Here is a 19,232-nt window from a genome sequence, read left to right as displayed (position 1 = left end):
GAAAATACTGGTCAGCTCGCTACCGATTAAGATGGTTCGGTTGTCCAGTTTGCTATGGTATTCTGCGCCGCAGCAGAACTCGGGCCCGTTTTTTCAGAAATATCGAGATGGATGAGCTGCCGCATCGATGTTTCATCCATCTCTACACAAACGGTTCCAAGTCGCCGCTCGTGGATTGCGCCGCAGAGGCCAGGAAAAGACCAGGAGCGGAGAAGCAGACCAGATGAAGTGAGACTTGGCTGCGCAGTAGCCTCTTGATTTTCCTTGACCATTGGTATCTCAAAGATTGCAAAAGTTCTTGACCAAATCAAGGTCTGGATGGCTGAAGGGGATGATGTGCGTATTATTGATCTTAATCGCAGTGGGGCGCAGCGTTTCGACGATGCAAACAAGGTGCTGCAGAACGAAGCCTTTGACCAGTTAAGTAAAATAATTTCCGCGCAGCTCGATCGTCTGGAGGACAGCGGCTTCACAACACAGTCGGCAACCGAGCTGAGTTACCCTCGTCCCCACGAAGGGATATTGATCGAAGGTGGGCGTGGAAGCGGGAAAACGACTTTTCTATTGAACGCTTTGCATGACCTCAGTAGTGCCAATGATGGGTGGGCCGCGGGCATGTACAGACGGCTCCATGTGTTGCCGGTGATCGATCCAACTCTGATCGAAACTAAGGAACACATCATTATCGTCATCATTTCGCTTATTGACGCAGCGTTGGACAAGTTGACCTTGGATGCGGATCAGCAGAGTGTCGACCAAGCACGGTCAGAAATGGCAGAGGGACTGGGACTGCTTGATGGTATCGGAAAATCTTCCCTCTATGGCGATGAATGGGAAGACCCTGCATGGATCATGAGCCGTGGGTTGCGCAAGGCGGCGAAGGGGCGAACATTCGAGATCAAGTTGCGAAAATATATCGGCGAAGCACTGAAAGTTTTGAATAAGAAAGCCTTTGTTCTGGCGTTCGACGATGTCGATACAAACTTCCAACACGGCCACTCCATTCTGGAAACAATTCGGAAGTATCTCGCCTCTCCGCAGCTCATTCTGATGATTTCAGGTGATCTCGAGCTTTATGGCCGCTTGGTTCGACGCAACATCTACGAGACCTTTGGCGAAGGGGTGATGAAGCATGATCCAAAGGTGATCGGTGAAGACAAGACCGGGCTCTCCGACGCCGTTCGCGAGTTGGAAGAGCAATATCTATTAAAGATCGTACCGCCGCAGAACCGCATCGCGATGCTTCCACTTAGCGGGATCCTGCAGACAGTCGACCCATCGGAAGTGCTTGTCGAACCAATTGGAAACGAAGACCAGCAAGAACTCGTAACTTGGGCCAGCAAGAAAATTCGGAAGCAACTTCTTGAAGCCGATTCTATCGATGGCCGAGCCCAGCCGCCGCATCCGTTCTTCAACGTCGTGTCGCGGGAGCATTTGCGCCTGCTTATCGGGTATCTCCGCGCGTTGGGAGACCCCGACCAAGGCGCCAGCCGCCGTGGCGTCTTTGCGGTCTTCGAAACTCGGCTACGCGCTGCAGGTTTGCAATCCGAACTGTTTTCTCATGCCAACTTAGACGACTCTCTCCAACGGGCGTTTCGGTGGCTGGTTGCTCAAGACAAGCCCACGTCTCTCATTCGATTTGGCGTTCCGAGCGATACGGAAAAGGCGATCATCCTGCATTGTTTTGCCCTGTCCATCGCCCCAAACCTGCACAAATCGCCTTCGGGATGCATGCGCGCGCTGTTTGCACTCAACTTGCCGATTTCCATGATGCAGCGCGAGCGCTACGCGATGCCAGATGTGCGCAAGTCCATCTTTGATTTCATTTGGGAAGACGCGAGCCCTGATCTTCTGGAAGTGGCTGGACGCCTCGGCTCCATCAGCCGGTCTGGAAAAGATGAAGAGGGTGCGAACATTGGCAACTTGCGGGCCAGTTCCTTTGGGTCTGTTGGTACGATGCGCGATGTGCGTGGAAACCGCTTTTCCCGATTGTTCGATTTCACACAGGAGCAGGTCAAAGCAGGGGCCAAAAAGATAAAGGACGTTGATGAGGTTGTAAGAAATCAGACTTCGAACTTCTCGAATTCGAAATGGGTTCGGAGTTTGGCAAGTGAAGGAGAAAGAGCCGAGTTAAGCGCTGAAAAAGGAATCCTCTGGTTCCCGCTCGAAGACCTCGAAGCGCGCAGCGGTCAATTCAAGAACGTGCTCGGCTTGGCCACATTTGACCGTTTCAGTAGTCGGGGAGAGCAGTTCCGCTCGATTTCTGCGCTCTCACTATTCGCGGCAATCGGTGAGCTTTTGGCGCGAGATGACGTCAGCGATCTCGGCTCAATGGCACCGACCTCGATAATGCCTGCCTTCATGCCAGACGCGAAAGTGGCCCGCGAAGGGTCGGTCGATGTCTCATCCACTTCAGCAGATGAGGAAGACGACAATAACGACGAGATCGAGACTGAAGACGAAAACTCTGAATATACTGCGTTTCTGAAAAACTTGCAGGCTTGGCATGAATTTGCGAGCGCGAACTCGGAACATGCTGCGTTGTCGCCGGCGATGCTGGCGCGTGTTTCTGAACGCATTCACGATCAACTGATCGCTCTGGATGAAGCCGTGAAGGTAGACTGGAAGACGGGTCACATTCTTCATCGCCAGATCACAAATATATTGCATGCTTTGCTCGTAGTCTCGTCAGGTTGGTCCGGGCGTCTCGACTCGCCCAAAACCTCTGATCGCCCCTTTGTTGAGGGCCTACAACGTGCCGCCGCAGATGATGCGCGCAGGTTCCATTCGCTGGCCGCAATTGTGATTTCCTGCCCACTTGTCTGGGTATTTCTCAATCCCGAAGAATCCTACAAGCAAAGCGGGACCAACCTTCAGTTTCTGCGCAATGAGGTCGAAAAAGCCCTGACGACTTGGCAGGAAGCGCGTGGCTCTAAAGAGGCGACATTCAATCCGGAGTGGCTAAAAGCTCCGGAAATAGAAATTGCAATTGGGCGCAGCATCAAAAGAAACTCTCAACGAACGTTACCACAGAATGGCTTTTACGATGTTCTAAACGTGGTGCCTTGTTATTCACCGAAATCCGGCACCTCAAAATGATCGACGGCGGGCCCGAGCAAAAAGCGCGACTTCGCGGTTTAATTGATGTTGCCAAGGCCACGCTCTCGAACGTGCATCTTGCCCGATTTCTCGAGCACGAGGCGTCGGGACGCCAGGCCGAAGGTCAGCTTCAATCAGTATGGGGACAGCACAGCAAGCGCGATGCGCTGAAGGCTGCTCATGCAAGCGGGCGCTTTCTTCACTACCGAAAGCTGAAGCCAAAGCTGACAGATGAAGCCATCGAGAACCGCATTGCCTTGACCGCGGCGGAATTGGATCAGGACACGCATGCAAGCCGTCGCAATATTCTTGATGACCCGTCCAAATGCCTGGTTCCAGTCCTCACACGTTTGGGAGAAACGTTCCTTTGCGAAGGACGCGACGGGTCCTTGCGTGTGCATACACGGCTATTGGCCGAATGGCAGGACTTGATCCTTGTTGTTCCTCCAATGTTGATCACTGCGGCTTGGATGGCGGCGCGCCGTCCAAAATCATGTGAAGACCGCCAATCTCTCTCAGCAGTGAAGAGCTTTCAGAAGAAGGTACAGGGATGGCTATGCGACAGCACTCTTCCAGTGGATGACGACCCTTTGTTGGATCATCTCTGCCGGTTGGAAGGGCTTGACGAGACGCACATGCACCTGAATGGCACCACAGAAGCGGAGAAGGTCTGGATCGATGCGCTACTGCGCCCCGAAGCCGTTGTCGGAGCGCTGTCGCACAAGGTCGTATCTCGGGAGAGCGGCTTGCATGTTGCAATCGGGAACGGCGTTGAGCGGCTGCTCCAGCAAGAAGACCAAAATCTCTCGCCAAGGCGCCTCAGATCTCGGGTGGCACAGGCAATTGCCCTTAAAGTCTTTCTTAAGGAAAAAGTGGGCCAAGATCGCCCGAAGGCTGCTCGAGCGGCGGGCCACTCTTACACACGTTCAGCCGAGAACCGTATTGCCGGATCGCAAGTATCCAGGACAACCGCTGAGGCGCTGCATCTGATAGACATTATCGGAATGCTTGATCAACCCGAGCCGCGCGAGATGTATGGGCTGGCTTTCTACTGGTATGCCCTACTGCGCGCACAATTTTGCCGCCTCTTGGTCCAGCAGGTTTCACAGAAGGGATTTGACCAGTTTCAACATATTACCTTGAACGAACTGCGGGAAACGACGGAAAAAGACTTCGCTGATCGGTTCCGGCAGATCGAACGGGGGGTGCAGTCGCCGGTCGATTTCTTGGAGGGGCGTTTTGCTCCAAAAATGACGCCAGACGCCACTGCAAAGCGATTGATGCAAATGCTGCGCGGCTATCTTGAGTTCTTGGACGAGAAACCAGACGGAACGCCGCGGAAGCATCGCCATGGCCATCTATCCGATCCCCAAAAGACCCCGATCTCACTTACCGAACTAATTAGATTGGTCCGAGTTTTCGAAAACGGTTCGGATAACTTACCGCTCAGCGAACGCCGCTTGCGGCTTGGTTTGGTTGCGCATTTTATCAAGCGAACTGACGGGGACGAACTGGAAAAGTTTTATCAACGGACGCAGCCTGCGCCAGTCTGTCGAGACGCCAAAGTGAGACGTGAAGTCGATCAGGCCGCACGGGCTCTGGTCGTCTTGATGAACAGCACCTCGGGTCTGTCAGACCTTATTCGCGGAGTAGATGCCGCAAGCAACGAGAGGCACGCTGGCCCAGAGGTCTTCGCACCGGTCTTCCGCAGAATGCGGCGGGCAGGCGTGAAACGCTTTACGTATCACGTAGGAGAAGATTTCGTTCACTTGGCATCAGGTCTCCGCGCTATTTCGGAGGCTATACATTTCCTGGATCTCTCCGCCGGGTGTCGCATTGGCCATGGAACTGCGGCAGGCCTGCCGCATGACAAATGGTGGAAAGCTCAAGGAGGAGCGGTAGTCCAGACCCTCGAAGAACGCTTGGATGATCTCGTCTTCGTGTGGGGTCTGTTGCGACAAAAGTCTTTGCTGCCAGAGAAAATTGTCATGCTCGATATGGAAATCCGTCGATTGGCTATGCGGATTTGGAAAAATCCCGCGCTCACGCCTGACGTTTTGCACCGTGCTTGGAAGCTGCGGCACCTTGATCCGATTGTGCGAACATATGGACGTTACGACGTAGATCCCGATCGAGACGAAGAGATCAAGTTGTTTCGGAATAGCGCGGCAAAGGATCCGGACGCACATTCTCAGTTTCTTCGGCGCCATGGTTTCGGCGTAGAAGCTGACGTTTTGACTCGTGCAAGGCAGCCAAATCTTTGTCGAGCAGGCTGCAGACGTCTTGTCCGCAGAAGTGCTTCCGGTCGTTCAATCTGCGGTTCTGGAACTGCTGCAATGCCAAAACGTCGGCATTGAAACCCTGCCCAGCAGCAACGTGCGCATCAGCATACATGAAACCTACGATGATCACCATGTCACCAGGTGGCTGGGATATGGCAGTAACTTCTGCCCGGCTTCGGTTGTTGTCGGCTCGGATGACCCAGGTATTTTCGCCACGAGCCTCCGTATGGAGTACGCCCATATCAAGCGAGCGCTGCAGGCCCAAGGCGCTGGAATCGATGCCGATGCCCACCTTCAAGAAATGTGTAAAGCCTCTAAAAGGTATCGCTTTTGACGGTCTATTTGGGCACGAAGTGAGTTCGTCTTTGCGTTGAGAAAGACGCGCAGGTGATTTCACCTCATCGTCGCAATAATCGCTCCCAGCGCATCTCATTCGTTAATCCTTGGTGCAGAGAAAGATTGCAGCCCACCCCCATTCTCGAAATCATCGGATAGATTTCTCCGTGAAGCCCAACGTAGTGGCGTTCTCAATGAGCGTCCGAACTTTTGCGCGATCGAGGCCACTTGGCACCTCTGCATCGATTTCAAGGCGCAAGGACACTTCAGCACCCTGTAGCGTTGTAAGTTGTTCCACGATAGCCTCGACGATTTGGTGCATGTCTCGCGCAGGACGGTCTGGAGACAGCATGACAGAGCCCACAAAACGGGTCGGTAGCCTCTCCGTTTGGGTTTCGGTTGTAGTGACTGGTTTGGTGTTGACCTCTGCTCCTGACGGAGTTCCGTCAATCGTATCCTCCGTACCTGTGGTGACAGTTGCTCCTGAGTTTAGACCGCCAGCTTCGGGCGCAGGTGCCGGTTTCGGTCGATGCGCTTCGGCTGTTTTCGGATCTACAATGACGGTGTCGCCGTCGATCGCAACTAAGGTGTTTTGAGCGTTCTCAATCGCGAGGCCAGCGTATGCTTGAGCATTTTCGTCCCAGTGCTCCGCGTAAGCAAATGGTCCCGGGAGCATCCCCGAAACTGCGGCTCGGACTGCTTTGATGAGTGTGTCCCGGTTCTTTAGCCGCGGAAGGTAAGTGTAGCGGTTCTGGTACTCCCAGAGGTCCTTCAGGTGAAGGTGGGGTTTGCCATTCCAGATGTACTTTTCAAGTTCGCGATTGAGGCGCTCTGGCCCGATCTCAGGAAGCAATGCTTCATCGCTGACAAGCTTCTTGCTTGCCCTGCCAAGGACGCCATCTTGCGCCGGAATTTTCGCCGATGCGAACTCAACGTCAGACTGAGCTGTGTCTTGGTAGGGATAGATCAGATAACACCAAGTTTCTTTCAAACGTGTGCTTGCTGTTTCGCGAGCTTCCTTGGCTTTATCCTTTGCGAGTGCGATTTCCGTTGTTCGCAGGTTTAGACGTCCCGTTTCCGCGTCGCGCAGGACACCGTCCCAGGCCAGTGATGACCTGACAGCATCTTTGAGGTTGTCGAGCTGGCGGTTGTCCGCCGCGAGAAAAACGAGGGTATTCCGATACACCCTTGGGGTTGCGCCACGTTGGAGGAGAATGTCTTTTACTTCCACCATGGCCAGCGACCCATCGCGACCAGAATGCGGATGGGAAACCCCCAGTACCACAGCACGCACCCCGCCTGGGTCGTCTGGGACTTCCGACGATCCATCGGGGGCTACCTGAACAGCGTCAAACTGACCTCGATCAGTCAAACCATTGATGTAGTTCGCCAAAGCCTTGTCGATTTCCACGGTAACAAGGGCCTCTTCGAGTTGAGCTGCCCGATCCGCTGCGACGCGGTTCAAGCTGGCTGACATCGAGTACCAATAACGGCCAAGGTCACTGTGCATGAACTTGGCTTGGTTCGTCAGGCGGCGAAGGGCATCCCCGAAAATGGCGACTTTCTCACCGGGCTGAACCACACCGAGGTTTATGCGCTTATCGTCGATTCCGCGGTTTTGTTGGCCTTCGGTGGGGGCAGTTGCCGCAAAAATCGCTCGTGCGACCCGTCGGGTCGCAGAGTATCGGTTTAGGTTCGGTGCGGCTTGGTCGATTTTGTACGGTGTGGAGTTCGCCCCGTCGACGTCGCCTGCAATGATCCCTTGCCAGGCATTCGGCAGGTAATGCAAAAGCTCGGGTTCGACGCGCGCGGAACTGATCGCTACACTACCCGGCATGATCATGACGGAGGGGTCACCCGACATCCAAAGCTCATGGATCACTTGAGCCATCAACCGCAGCACGCCGCGCGTTTTCTGGAACTTCTCCAGAGATCCCCAAGCAGTGTAGAGGTGGTCGAAGAGGTCCGGATGGATGGGATAGGCCTTCTCCAGTTTGCGGCGGTAATCTTCGTCAGCACAGCCTTGGGGAAAGTCGTTCGGACTTTCGCGATACAGCTTGGCGAACTGCTTCAGCGTATTGTCCCTATGCATGTACTTGTCGCCAGGAATCTCCTTGAACAGGCGCCGCCGGACGATCTCGTAGCTCTCCTCCTGCGATGCCGGACGCCACGAACTTTCGACACGGCTGAATGTCTGTTTCAATCGTGCCAGAGCCTCTTGGCCGCCCTCGCCGCCGACTTCGATCTGAGAGGCCGGGAGGGAGGCAACAAGAAGCGTTTGTGGCGAGGCCTTCACCGCTTCAGTCAGCGCCTGAACGAAAGACAGGTTGGCGTCGAATGAACCTGACGGCAGCCCTTCGACCTTGTAGATTTGGCGCAGGTAGGCGACCCATTCGTCAATCAGGATCAGGCTTGGCGCACATTTCTTGAAGATGGCTTCTAACAAGTTTGACCCAGGGGCGATACCTCGGGCATCGTTTTCGGCGATCATGTCGAATGCGTCTGGACCGCCAAGCTGCCACGCAAGCTCACCCCAAGTCGTCCTGATTTCTCGGCCATCTTCCAAACGGATGATGTCCTGCGGCCCGCGGGAGGTGCCTACAAGCACAGCTCGGCTGATCCGATCCGGAACAGTAAGCCCCTGTTCGGACAGAAGCTGATCGAGGCCCGGCAAATCCTGAACAGGCGTCTTCCCAACCATGTGGTAGAGCGCCAGCATCGAGTGCGTTTTGCCCCCGCCAAAGTTGGTCTGCAATTCGACCACCGGGTCCCCCGCTTTACCCGACAACCGCTTGGTAGCCCCCTCCAGCAGCTTGCTCAACCCGTCCGTCAAATAGGTACGGCTATAGAACTCGCGCGGATCGCTATACTCGAAAGGCGCGCTGCCGTTGTGCACCTTGGCGAGGTCGGCGGCGAACTCGGCTTGCTGGAACTCGCCGGTCGCCACGTCCTGGTGCGGTTCAACCACGTCACGCCATGGCAACAGCCCAGACACGGTCTCCGTTGAGATGGTCGATGTCTGCCCTTTCCGCTCCTCCGAACGCGCAAGCTCCCGGTACTTCGTGCGCAGGATGGTATCCCGCATCTTGCCGAGCTGGCCCGCCGTCTCACCGGCGCTGATCGCCTCGCAAAGGCGGCGCATGGAATCCAGCGCCCGCTCGGCATCGTCATAGCTGAACGTCTCGTTGTGCGAGAGGCGGTTCCGTACCTCCAGCAGCTCGGACACCATGGACCGCTCCATATGGCCCAGAACGCCGGCGAAACTGTCCTTCCAATAGGCCATCATGGTCTGCAGGAGGCCCTGTTGGTCCCACGCGACCTTGCCCTCGGAATTCGGACGCAGCCCACGAATTCGTTCGACAACCTCGATCTGCCAATGCCCCTGCAACGTGCTGTCGAGGCGCTTCTCCACGAACGGGGTCAGCGCGTCGGGCATCAGCTCCATGCCTTCGAAAACGGTTTGGCGTGCACTCTTTGCCATGGGAAACCTGCCTTAAATGTCCATCGCCGATTGGCGGTTCTTGTCTTCAATGTTGACGGTCGCGGCCAGGCGCGTCAGGTCGGTCCAGACCGCGATCAGCCCGTTGTAAGAGGTCGCCTCCTTCGCGTCCTTCCTCTTGTTCGAGCAGAGGTCGTAAAGGTAATAGGCGAGGTCCTTGACCATCTCGGCACGATCCGAACCCAGCTTTTTCAGCAGGACCGCGGCTGCGTATTCGCCGTCGTTTTCCATCACACGGATCAGGTGCTGACAGCATTCCCAGATCGTCAGGTGATCGTCCTCGGCCGGGTCCCAATCCGGATCCAGTTCGGCGCGCTTGAGGATGCGGACCTTGCCGGCGGAGCTGTCGACGATCCCGGCATGCTTCACGCTCTCGACCGAGATGCCGCGCGCGCGGGCGAGGTTGTCTGCCGCACCGTAGTCGCCTTTGTCGGTGCCGTGCTGCTCGAACCAGGTCGCGGCAAAGCGGGTGTCGGCGTCGAATTCGCCATGCAGGTCGTTCAGGAACTCGTCGAGCTCGGCATTGATCAGCTGCAGCGCAGTTTTGACCGTCATCGGGCTGTCGTCGGCCTCCAGCACCGCTTTGTAGCGCGAGAAGACGCCCATGCCGGGGCCGATGGCCGATTGAGGCATGTCGGCGGGGGAGACGTTTGCAGCCTGAAGCTCGGCAATGGCCGGTGGGAGTTCGCGTTTTAGGGCGCGGATGAACTCGGCGCGAGTAATGGTTTCTGCGGTGTCTTCCTTCTTTCGGCAGACCAGAACAACTGAGTTTGCAAGAGCATTAGAGCCCGTGGCACGCATTCTCCGTCCAAGTTCGGTGCGAACTGGCCAAGTGCCGGTTACAGAAAACCCTGCATCCAGTACAGCTTGGATAAAAGTAGCCCAGCCAGTCGAACTGATACCCTCACGCTCAATCTCACTCTGCTTGAAGGCGTAATATATAGTTGCTGGAAATTCCGGTGAGACCCTGCTTCCTAAACGTGAGATCGCGCTCCGCATACCATTCAAAAAAAAGCTCTCGGCTCCTTCTTTTCCGCCATGGCGATATGGAGCAGCTACGAGCTCTTCGGATTTGGGAGTTACCAGATAGGAAAACAGGTCCGGGTAAACATCCCGAGCCACCCTCTTGGCCCAAACATAGAAGAAGTCTGATAGGTCAGCGTAGCCAATATTGTCGTAGTAAGGTGGATCAGTTGAAAGTGCGAACCCGCTTAGCTCAGCTGATCCAGCTGAGGCTTGAAAAACCTCTCCATTGGGGGCCGCGAGCATTTTTGAGAGCGCATCAACGTTAGATTTGATCCCACCCAAAAAATTCCCACTGGAACTTGAGAAAACATTGCTCTCGGCGAAATCCCAAGTCATTGGAATAGCTTGACGTCCGAAAGTGTTTCGCGCGTGCTCCCGGCTCGTTGCCCACGTTGCTATAGTGGAGTTGCGATCAGCAACTTTATCAACTGCAAAACCCAGATAGATGCTGACTGCTTCCGCGTATGCTCTTGCGCCATGACCACCGCCTCGGAGTGGCTTGCCGTCTGCCTTTAATCCTGCTGCTGTTGCTTCAATCTCAATTCGCGTACGTGCTTCAGCAACTAAGTCGCTGAAAACGTTGAGAGCTACCAGCTGACGGTCTGTAAATAGATCTCCATATTCTGACATTCCATAGTCCGGAGGGGTAAATGCTCTCCTGTCTTCTGAAAGTGGCGTTGCTGGCCGCCAAGTTGGCTTGGCGTCCTTTGCTGCCTTCATCTGATCTGAGTTTGGCGGCAAATATACTCGGCCTTTGGGTCCATCAGCTACAACAGCCAAAAGGCATTCTTGAAGCCCGTTTTTCGCTTCCCTTCGAACGTGATCCATCGTGATAGCTGTATTTGAGAGTATACAGCGAAAGTTTGCTCCCCGTCCGGCTTTCGTGCCTTCTTTTGCCTTTGCCAATTCTTCTGAAGTTCCACCGCGTCTTATGCGGAAGGAAATGTTCTTGGTTGTTCGGTCAGCCGCCGCTTCAACCCATACTTCCTTGCCCTTTTTCCCGCTGAGAAGAAAGCTTGAAGCGATGGGTACTTGCACATCTGAAAACGCCGGGTCCGGGCTCGCCACAGTGCGCGCCCAGATCCAAGCGATCACGGTCGCCTTGCCGCCACCAAACTCGCTCGGCAGGTCGACCTTGGGGTAGAGATGCCCAATGCGCTCCCACGCCCTCTCGCGCATCCACTCGCCGTAGTATTTCACGTCCTCTGCCAAACCTTGGGCGTTCTTGTAGCCGCCATGTCCAGCCTCAGGTTCGCCCGGGTGGATCGGCTGCATGTCCTTGAACTTCGGCGGGATCTCGATCATCGCCTTGCCGATCATCACCGCCACCGGGTTCAGGTCGGACCCATAGGCGGGCAGCCCCAGCCGCTGCGCCTCCAGCGGGATCGATCCGCCGCCCGAGAACGGGTCATAGACCGGGGGCAGCTCGCCATCGCAGCTGGTGCGGATCTCGGCCCGCGCGCGCTCCAGAACCTCCTCGTTGGTCGAGTTCTCCCACTTCACCAGGTCCTCAATGATCTGGAACAGCCGCTTGCGCTCGGCCTCCACCGCCTCCTCGGTCGGGAACTTGTCAGGATGGCTTGACGGATCGTCCACCAGCTGCGCGAACAGCACCGCCCGACACGCCGCCAAAGGCCGCCGTGCCCACCACAGATGCAGCGTCGAGGGATGCCCATGCCGGATCGACTTCTCCCGCGCCGACGCAGCGTTGATCGCCTCGAGAGGAATGGCGACTTCGATGAGTTTTTTCTTGTACGTCGTGGTCATAATTATCGTCTTTCGAATGTCGCCTGGCCGGACGGGGTCAGGACGAACACGAGTTCGTTGTTGATCGTTTGACCCGAAATCAGATCCGCATCCAATAGGGACTTGATCAGGCCCTTGTCGGGGAAGCGGCGCTGCCCGTCAGCAAGGTCGAAGACCGCGGGGAAGCTGCCCGGTGGCAATGGGTCGGGGCTGTGGCTCGCCAGTTCGAGGTAGAACCCGATGGCAGCGAACTTGCGCGCCGTGTCGGCCCGTCGTTCTCCCCGCGGACTGCTTCGCCAGGACTCGGGGTCTTGAGGGTTCCGCACGCTGGTCGATTTCGTGAGGGGCTTGCTGGCGCCCGGATAACTGTCGGAGATCAGCTGCTCTGCGCGCTCAGCGCGAATGGCAATTCTCATGCCTCAGGTCCTTTCAAGAACTACCGGTCGCCTGATCAAGCAGACTGTTGATGTTGAATTGAATGGCGGTCTGCCCGAACTCGGGTTCGCGCGTCATGAGGCGGCCTGGCCGATAGATCGGTTGCTGGGCAAAGCCATTCGTGACCGAGACGAACACAAGGAAGAACTGATCTTCTTTGTTCAGCGAGGCCATCAACTCGTTGCGGGTTATCATTATTGTGTCGGCACCGTCCACCCGCCCTTTGACTTCGAGAAACCTGAGGTGGCCTGTCGTAGGGTCAAAGGACTCGATGTCGTAGCCGAGGCCGCGCAGGTGTTCTACGCTCCGGGGCTCATTGCCCATAGCCCGTTCTGCCGCCATCACCGCGTTGATAGCTTTGGTTTCGATCTCCTGCCTCGCAGCGGCGTCCTCCGAGAAACCCTTCCCTACCGTCGCAGGTGCCATCCGCCGTTGCAGAAGTCCTTTGGGCACAACAATCATGCCACCGCGGACACGGGGCGGTTGGGCGGAGATGAACCTCTCCTGTTCGATCAAGGCCAGACGCCGCTTGAGACGTTCGGCGAGGTCTTCCGCCCGCCTCTGCGCGTTCTGCCAGTTGAGGCGGGTCTTTTTGCCGGCTTTTTCTTGCTCCTTGAGCTCGAATGCACGCGAGTCCCAGTAGTTGATCTCTTTTTTGAGGCGCGCTTTGACCTCCTGCTCGACCTTGTCGATTTCCGGCACCCGCCGCGCGCGAACTTCGGAGACATGCGCCTGAGCAAGCTCGACTGTGGCGAATTGAACGACCTTTTTCTCGAGGTCAGTCCGCAACCACTCGGCGTTTAAGAGATCCTGCACGCTTTTAGTTTCTTGGGCAGTTGCTGGGCGCAAGCTCAAATGCGGTGCAATCCCCGCGTTTGAGACGTCTCCAGCCTCGTTGATCATCGCAAATTGGAGCTTCTGCGAAATCACGTTGGGTTTTCCGAGGGCGTTTGGTCGCCCATCTTGAACGCTGTGCTCCATGAGAAAGAGCGCTGAGACATCGCTTCTGTCGTCGGTGTCATCGATCAGCACGGCACCCTGTTTCATGAGGTGGTCGTTTTGCTCTCGAACGATGCTTATGACAGCATCCAAGAGAGGGTGTCCCGGGTAAACGAAGGCGGCGACCGGCTGCTGGTTGATCTTGTTCTTTTCGAAACAGATCCGCTCGTATTTTTTCTGTAGCGGCGCGCCCGTGCCGATCTGTCGGTCCCGTTCCCGAACGCTCAACGGAACGTGCTTGATTTCCCAACGCCCCTCTTCCCGCCGCTTTATCTGGCCGCCAAGACGTTCAAACGCTTCGACAAAGAAGCTTTGAATATGGTGAGGCTGAAGCCTTTGCGCATCCGCTCGTTCCATTTCGAGCCGCAACTCTTGAACGCGTGCTTCTGGCATCGTATCGCTGGTAAGCTGGCGCTTTTGCAAGAGCTGGAGCAGGTGACTTTGGTCGACCGCTCCATCAACCGTTTGGAAGAGACGTGCTTTCACCTCATCTTGTTCGCCGTATTGGATGGCATCGAAGAGAAGATCTTTGAGCGCGCGTTCCTCGAACAATTCGCCAAGAACATCGTACACGCGCCCCCCGAGCGCCTCGCGCGCAGCCTCAAGCTTCTCAAGAAGGCGCGCATAGACCTCACCCTCACGCGTATCTTTCGCCACAAGGTTCCACAGGTGGCATACCTCAGTCTGACCGATACGATGGATCCGACCGAAGCGCTGCTCGATCTTGTTTGGATTCCAAGGAAGGTCGTAGTTCACCATCAGATGGCCGCGCTGAAGGTTCACACCCTCACCGGCTGCGTCATTGGCGATCAACACAAGAAGGTCGCGATCTTGCATGAACCGTTCAACAATCTTGCGGCGTTCTTCGCGCGAAACGCCACCATGGATCACATCAACCGCTTCGGGGCGACCGAGCCTTCCAACGATCTTCTCGCGCAGATACTCGAGCGTGTCCTTGGGCTCAGTGAAGATGATGAGTTTTCTCCGGTATCCTTCTGGATCGAGCATCAAATCGTCGTCGAGGATGCGGTCCAGCTGCTGCCACTTCGTATCCTTGCCAGAGCGAAGCACCCCAAGCGCCATGCTCTCAAGGCCTTTGAGCGTCTCGACTTCGATTTCGAGCTGTTCGACGGTTTCGGCAGTCGTCGCCCCGGTTGAAATCAGTTCTTCGAGGTCATCAACTTCATCTTGGCCGTATTCGTCCAGATTGCGCAGCATTTCATCGCTGATGGCGGCACTCTTCAGAGCCGAAGATTTGCCAGCATTGGCCAGCCTGGCTTCCGACAACTCATTCTCAAGGCGCTCTCGGCGCCGTTTCAATGACTGGTAGATGGCAGCAGGGCTGGATGCGAGCCGCCTTTGCAAAATCTGAAGGGCGAATCCAACGTTGTTGCGTTTCTTGCCATCGTCCTCCGCGAAGCGCTGCACCCGGTTCATTTCGTTCCGCACGTACTCGGTTACAGCTGTGTAGAGTTCCGCCTCCAGCGCGGAGAGTTCATACTTCACCGTATAGGCGCATCGTTCTGGAAAAAGTGGTCGGCCGTCGAAACGAAGCAGCTCCTCTTTCGTAAGGCGGCGCATCATGTCTTCGACGTCAGCAACATGGACGCCATCACGGAAACGCCCTTCGAAGCGATCACCGTCCAACAAGGCCATAAAGAGCTGAAAATCCTTTTCCTTGCCATTATGCGGTGTCGCCGACATCAGCAGGAAGTTTCTGCAAGCTTTGCTGAGTTCCTGGCCAAGCTGGTAGCGCTTCGTGTACTTGACCTCGCTGCCGAAGTAGGTCGCCGACATCCGGTGCGCTTCATCAGCGATGATAAGGTCCCATTCGGTAGAGGAAGTCAGCTTCTGCTGCAGCTCTTGATTGCGAGAGAGAACGTCCAGCCGAGCAATCAGACGATTATTGTCCTCAAACGGATTTCCGGACCTGGAGCTTTCGATCATGTCGCGGGTCAGAATATCAAATTCGAGCCCAAACTTCTCCCCCAACTCGTCCTGCCACTGCTCTACAAGACTACCAGGCGCAACCACGAGGCAGCGTTCGAGGTCGCTTCTGGCGATCAGCTCCTTTATCAAAAGGCCAGCCATGATTGTCTTCCCTGCGCCGGGATCATCTGCCAACAGAAAACGCAACGGCTGTCTCGGGATCATCTCGCCATAAACAGCAGATATCTGGTGTGGCAGAGGGTCCACGAGGCTTGTGTGGATGGCCAAGTAGGGATCGAAGAAGTGGGCGAGCTTGATACGATTGGCTTCGGTCACCAGGCGCAACAAAGAGCCATCCGCATCGAACGACCACCTGCGTCCGGCAGCTTCCAAGGACAAACGATGCTCATCATCGCGGTAGATGGTAGTTTCCGCAATTTGACCAGAAGCATTTCGGTAGACGAGGTTGACGGCCTGATCACCGATCCACTCAACCGAAACAACGTCGGCTGAACCACCGGCAACTATGCCTTGGACGCGAGCGCCTGGCTTTAGGTCTTCAAGTTTTGTCACCGTAAGGCCTTGATGATTTTTGGCTTCGTTGGAATGACGGTTTCATACGTGATCGACAGTGTCGAGCCTGCGGAGAAGGTTTCATTTGTCAACGGCGGAACAAAACCCTGCCATTAGGGCGGAGCAAAATCCGGCCAGTTTGGGGTGCGCGCCTTGGAGCGTGCGGCCCTCATATAGCAGGCGCGTTCCAAGGCGCATTGGCCGCCAGGCCAATTCTTTGAGGATCAGTTTTGGGCAGTGGCGAGGCGAGCGCGGCTCTGGCTGAGGCGGTAGCTTTCGCCGTTCATTTCCAGGATGTTGACGTGGTGGGTAAGGCGGTCAAGCAGGGCACCTGTCAGGCGCTCTGTGCCGCGAACATGGCATGAGCAGCGCGATGAAGGCCACGTACACTGGTCGAGGACTTGCGCGACGGGATGCAAACCGAGCATGGCGTGATGTCGAAGCCCAACCCCGTCGCCAGCAGGGCCTCCGTTTCACAGGGATGATCCTGCACATCCAAAAAATCTAAGAAAAGCGCTTCGTCCTTTCTGAAACCAGCCAATCTCTTCGTTGCCAAGGCGCTGTTGGGCACCGCGCCAAGGTCTTGATGTCGGTCAGAAAGTTGCCGGCCACCCCCCCCCCGGCAATAGAGGAGTCTGCCGCCATGCCCAAAGACGTTTTCGTTCCGTCCCCGTCTGCGGAATTCATAGTCGCACATTGCAACGCACTCGACTGCGCCACGCTTTTACTCGGCGGCGCAGCGGCGCAAAAGCGCTTTCGTCGTCTGCTCGATGACGTGACGGCCTCCCCCATGACGACGCGCCGCCAAGAGCGAGAACTGGACGCGCTCGAAGATCTTCTGTCCCTCCGCCACGTGCATGACGACGAGCGGATCGAGGCGGAATGCTTTGCCGCAATCGACCCAGCCAGCCCCATCGTTGAAGAAATCTGCGCCTTGCTCGACGGACTGCAAGCCGCGCGCGCACAGGAAATCCTGCTGGCCTGAAGATCTCACCGGTGTTCAAGGCACCAGGAATTCCCCACCACACTGGTTCAGGAGACTGAAATGAAAAACCGTTTCAACATCGAAGACGCGGCCCTGAAAGCGTGCTGCGAATTGTCATACCTTCGGGATCTTGTTTCCGAGGCACGCGGACGCATGACCGTCTCGCTGGGCTCCAGCTTCGATCGGATGCTGAAAGAGGCCCATTCGTCAGGCTTCTTCGAAAAACCCGTTCTGGAACATGCTCAAGAGCTGCGCCAACGGGTTCTGCGCGACCTCCCCAGCCTGGGCGGCGCGCCGATCCCCGCGCGCAGCGATGAAGGCGATCTCATCTGGCTGGGCGGCACGGATGAAAGCCGCGAAATGTCCGAGATCGAGCGCAGCCTTGGGCGCTTTATCACGAATGCGAGCTGGGTGAACTGGGCGCTGGAAACAGAAGCCGCGCTTGATCGCCGGAGGGCACAACTGGCGGCCGGCTGAAGCACGTTTTTTGTGGCGATGAGGCTGCGAATTGGCCGTCGTCTCAGAATTTCGGAAAAACCTCGTGGGGCTGCCGGGGGCGGCCCCCTTTTTCTTGCCAACCGCTTGCTCGGGAGCGTCGGAACCTATCAGGTGGTCTTCCTGATCGCAGATTTTCATCTCTTCGCGCCCAGTATCGCGTAGGTCGGCCCGAACAGATAATCCCCACGGCACCGGTGGAATTTTCGGGCATTATGTCTTTTTGATCGTCCTTTGCTGCACGCTCGGACAACATCCGAGCAGGAATTTTTCCCATGTCTGTAAATGCACTGCCAACCCACAGCCAGACATCTCTGCTTTTTTCCCTGCTTCGATGTAAGTTTGGTAATCTACCGCAAATCTCCCGACTTTGAACAGGAAAACGGGCTGCCCCAGCATGGGGCAGTCCGTTCAATTGGTCAGCACTCTGGTGTTGATCCTGCACCCACCGCCTTGCGTGGAGCTGTTGCCGATTTCCCGAGTAACCAATCCTGATTTCGGGCTCGAAAGTCCCACGCTTGGTTCAATCAGTAATGGAGCTTGGCCTGAATACACTCAACTTTTGGCCGGCGATTTCCTCGATTTTGACCCACCTACGGCAGTGCAGAAAGGACCGCTCAACAAAGAAATTGTAGATGCAGACTTGAATACACCTCAGATTTTTTCCACGCGCGCTCGCAGACCACATTCATCAGATCAAAAAATTGATCATTACCCACATTGATCAGATGAAAGAGCAAGGGCACATTTTTTTGATTTTTTGCTTCGCCGAAAGCTTATATGGCCAACTTCAAAATCAAGACAACTGGCAAAGAGTGCCAAACTCGACAGTCAAGCAGAGTTCCAAACCGACATATTGACGGCCGCATTGGCAACTAATGCCGTTCTCACCCCGGCGCGGCCTCGGGCATGAAAGCCCCGGGAGCAACTGCTTGGAGACCTCCGAATGTTCTCACTTGTAAAGACCCATTTCGAAATACCCATGTCCTACACGGAAAGCCTCGAGGTCGCCTTGCAACGTCTTGGCAACTACCTCGATAGTGAATTCGACACCCTGCAAAGGGTACTTATTCTTATTGGCCAAACTGGAGTTGAGGACCATCTCTCGATCTTGTCGCAGCTGCACTTGTCGCCGCAAAATACGGCCATCACGCTGTACCGCCTCTTGGACGAAGCTTGCCTCCGGCTCAAAACACTCCAGCAAGTGGTCAATGCGATTCCCAACCGAGCACCCTTGGACGTCGCTAACGGACCTGCGGATTTCGATGCGATGGTCAGGTGGAGCGCTTCACGACTCCAAGACATCATTTCGACGATACAGCATGCGCTGCAGCACTGAAACGTACCGCCCCGGGTCCTTCTCCGGGGCGTCCATTCCTGTTGCTCCGCCCCGAAGACGTCTCCAAGGAGAATCCTTGACGAAACAAACGAGGAAAGCTACGCGGGGCGCGCAGCCATTAGGATGGCGCCTGCCCTTGTTCACCAAGCAAACGGACAAATCGTCCGGTCATCCTTCACCCCAAAACCTGCCGATTGCCGTCGGTTCAGGAGAGGAAGCTGTTTATGTTGCAAAAACCTAACATTCACAACCCCACTTCAGTGGTCAATGATCCTTCGATTTCATCCTCTGCTGCGGATGACAAATCCGTGCATATTGATGTCGAAAAGTATCAAAGATTGTTCGACAATCCAAAACTCAGTGAGACCGAAAAAGAGCAAATGGTTCGGTCAATCTGGGCCTTACTCATGGCAATGATTGATTTGGGTTTCGTCCTGAAAGAAGCCAATCTCGAGGGCTAACGTAAGCGCACAAGATCTGCCCGAAGGG

General features: G+C 55.8%; 12 protein-coding genes and 1 pseudogene. 8 read left to right on the top strand and 5 right to left on the bottom strand.

The features are described from left to right. Positions 1-264: 264 nt before the first annotated feature. The 3 genes from D8Z78_RS18970 to D8Z78_RS18960 are packed head-to-tail and all read left to right on the top strand — an operon-like array spanning position 265 to position 5,715. Complete coding sequence (locus D8Z78_RS18970) at positions 265-3,099, top strand: hypothetical protein (RefSeq protein WP_128910858.1); 2,835 nt, start codon at positions 265-267, stop codon at positions 3,097-3,099. After that, positions 3,066-5,456 carry an amidohydrolase family protein gene (locus D8Z78_RS18965; protein ID WP_128910857.1) on the top strand — a complete coding sequence of 797 codons (2,391 nt, stop codon included), beginning with the start codon at positions 3,066-3,068 and terminating at the stop codon, positions 5,454-5,456. Before D8Z78_RS18970 ends, D8Z78_RS18965 begins: the two co-directional genes overlap by 34 nt. Then, positions 5,395-5,715, top strand: a complete 321-nt coding sequence (locus tag D8Z78_RS18960; protein WP_164933013.1) for a hypothetical protein — start codon at positions 5,395-5,397, stop codon at positions 5,713-5,715. The genes D8Z78_RS18965 and D8Z78_RS18960 overlap by 62 nt, the downstream gene beginning before the upstream one ends. A 150-nt stretch (positions 5,716-5,865) precedes the next feature. Here the strand turns inward: D8Z78_RS18960 and D8Z78_RS18955 are convergent, their stop codons facing one another. From D8Z78_RS18955 to D8Z78_RS18935, 5 genes and pseudogenes are all read right to left on the bottom strand, one after another. Then, entirely contained in the window at positions 5,866-9,162 is a 3,297-nt protein-coding gene (locus tag D8Z78_RS18955) for a DUF499 domain-containing protein (protein WP_240672187.1), read from the bottom strand. Between the two features lie 48 nt (positions 9,163-9,210). Beyond that, complete coding sequence (locus D8Z78_RS18950; protein ID WP_121632041.1) at positions 9,211-12,009, bottom strand: DUF1156 domain-containing protein; 2,799 nt, start codon at positions 12,007-12,009, stop codon at positions 9,211-9,213. A gap of 2 nt (positions 12,010-12,011) precedes the next feature. Beyond that, on the bottom strand, positions 12,012-12,404 hold the full coding sequence (locus tag D8Z78_RS18945; RefSeq protein WP_121632043.1) for a hypothetical protein: 393 nt from the start codon (positions 12,402-12,404) through the stop codon (positions 12,012-12,014). 13 nt (positions 12,405-12,417) lie between these two features. Next, positions 12,418-15,924 (bottom strand): helicase-related protein, encoded by a 3,507-nt coding sequence (locus D8Z78_RS18940; RefSeq protein ID WP_121632045.1) that lies wholly within the window; start codon positions 15,922-15,924, stop codon positions 12,418-12,420. Positions 15,925-16,148: 224 nt separating this feature from the next. Further along, positions 16,149-16,274 (bottom strand): annotated as a pseudogene (locus tag D8Z78_RS18935) (ATP-binding protein); the annotation flags it as partial. A 293-nt stretch (positions 16,275-16,567) separates the two neighbouring features. Between D8Z78_RS18935 and D8Z78_RS18930 the strand changes: the two are divergent. The 5 genes from D8Z78_RS18930 (at position 16,568) to D8Z78_RS18910 (ending at position 19,204) form a co-directional block, all read left to right on the top strand. Further along, the gene (locus D8Z78_RS18930) at positions 16,568-16,909 is read left to right on the top strand and encodes a hypothetical protein (protein ID WP_121632047.1); all 342 of its coding nucleotides are present in this window, start codon (positions 16,568-16,570) and stop codon (positions 16,907-16,909) included. A gap of 60 nt (positions 16,910-16,969) precedes the next feature. Continuing rightward, a complete protein-coding gene (locus tag D8Z78_RS18925) occupies positions 16,970-17,386 on the top strand; it encodes a hypothetical protein (RefSeq protein ID WP_121632049.1) in 417 nt (138 codons plus the stop codon). Positions 17,387-17,801: 415 nt separating this feature from the next. Continuing rightward, positions 17,802-18,128, top strand: a complete 327-nt coding sequence (locus D8Z78_RS18920; protein WP_128910856.1) for a hypothetical protein — start codon at positions 17,802-17,804, stop codon at positions 18,126-18,128. A gap of 258 nt (positions 18,129-18,386) precedes the next feature. After that, entirely contained in the window at positions 18,387-18,743 is a 357-nt protein-coding gene (locus D8Z78_RS18915) for a hypothetical protein (RefSeq protein ID WP_128910855.1), read from the top strand. A 224-nt stretch (positions 18,744-18,967) separates the two neighbouring features. After that, positions 18,968-19,204 (top strand): hypothetical protein, encoded by a 237-nt coding sequence (locus D8Z78_RS18910; RefSeq protein WP_121632055.1) that lies wholly within the window; start codon positions 18,968-18,970, stop codon positions 19,202-19,204. Positions 19,205-19,232: the final 28 nt, after the last annotated feature.

This window comes from Tropicibacter alexandrii (assembly GCF_003667315.2).
Lineage (GTDB): Bacteria > Pseudomonadota > Alphaproteobacteria > Rhodobacterales > Rhodobacteraceae > Tropicibacter > Tropicibacter alexandrii.
Note: the sequence above shows the minus strand (reverse complement) of the source record. Positions and strands in the feature narration are given on the sequence as shown.

Excerpts from the sequence above, each read along its gene's own strand:
- D8Z78_RS18930 (WP_121632047.1), top strand. The coding sequence starts at position 16,568 with ATGCCCAAAGACGTTTTCGTTCCGTCCCCGTCTGCGGAATTCATAGTC.
- D8Z78_RS18945 (WP_121632043.1), bottom strand. The coding sequence starts at position 12,404 with ATGAGAATTGCCATTCGCGCTGAGCGCGCAGAGCAGCTGATCTCCGAC.
- D8Z78_RS18915 (WP_128910855.1), top strand. The coding sequence starts at position 18,387 with ATGTCCTACACGGAAAGCCTCGAGGTCGCCTTGCAACGTCTTGGCAAC.
- D8Z78_RS18950 (WP_121632041.1), bottom strand. The coding sequence starts at position 12,009 with ATGACCACGACGTACAAGAAAAAACTCATCGAAGTCGCCATTCCTCTC.
- D8Z78_RS18925 (WP_121632049.1), top strand. The coding sequence starts at position 16,970 with ATGAAAAACCGTTTCAACATCGAAGACGCGGCCCTGAAAGCGTGCTGC.
- D8Z78_RS18920 (WP_128910856.1), top strand. The coding sequence starts at position 17,802 with ATGGGGCAGTCCGTTCAATTGGTCAGCACTCTGGTGTTGATCCTGCAC.
- D8Z78_RS18955 (WP_240672187.1), bottom strand. The coding sequence starts at position 9,162 with ATGGAGCTGATGCCCGACGCGCTGACCCCGTTCGTGGAGAAGCGCCTC.
- D8Z78_RS18910 (WP_121632055.1), top strand. The coding sequence starts at position 18,968 with ATGTTGCAAAAACCTAACATTCACAACCCCACTTCAGTGGTCAATGAT.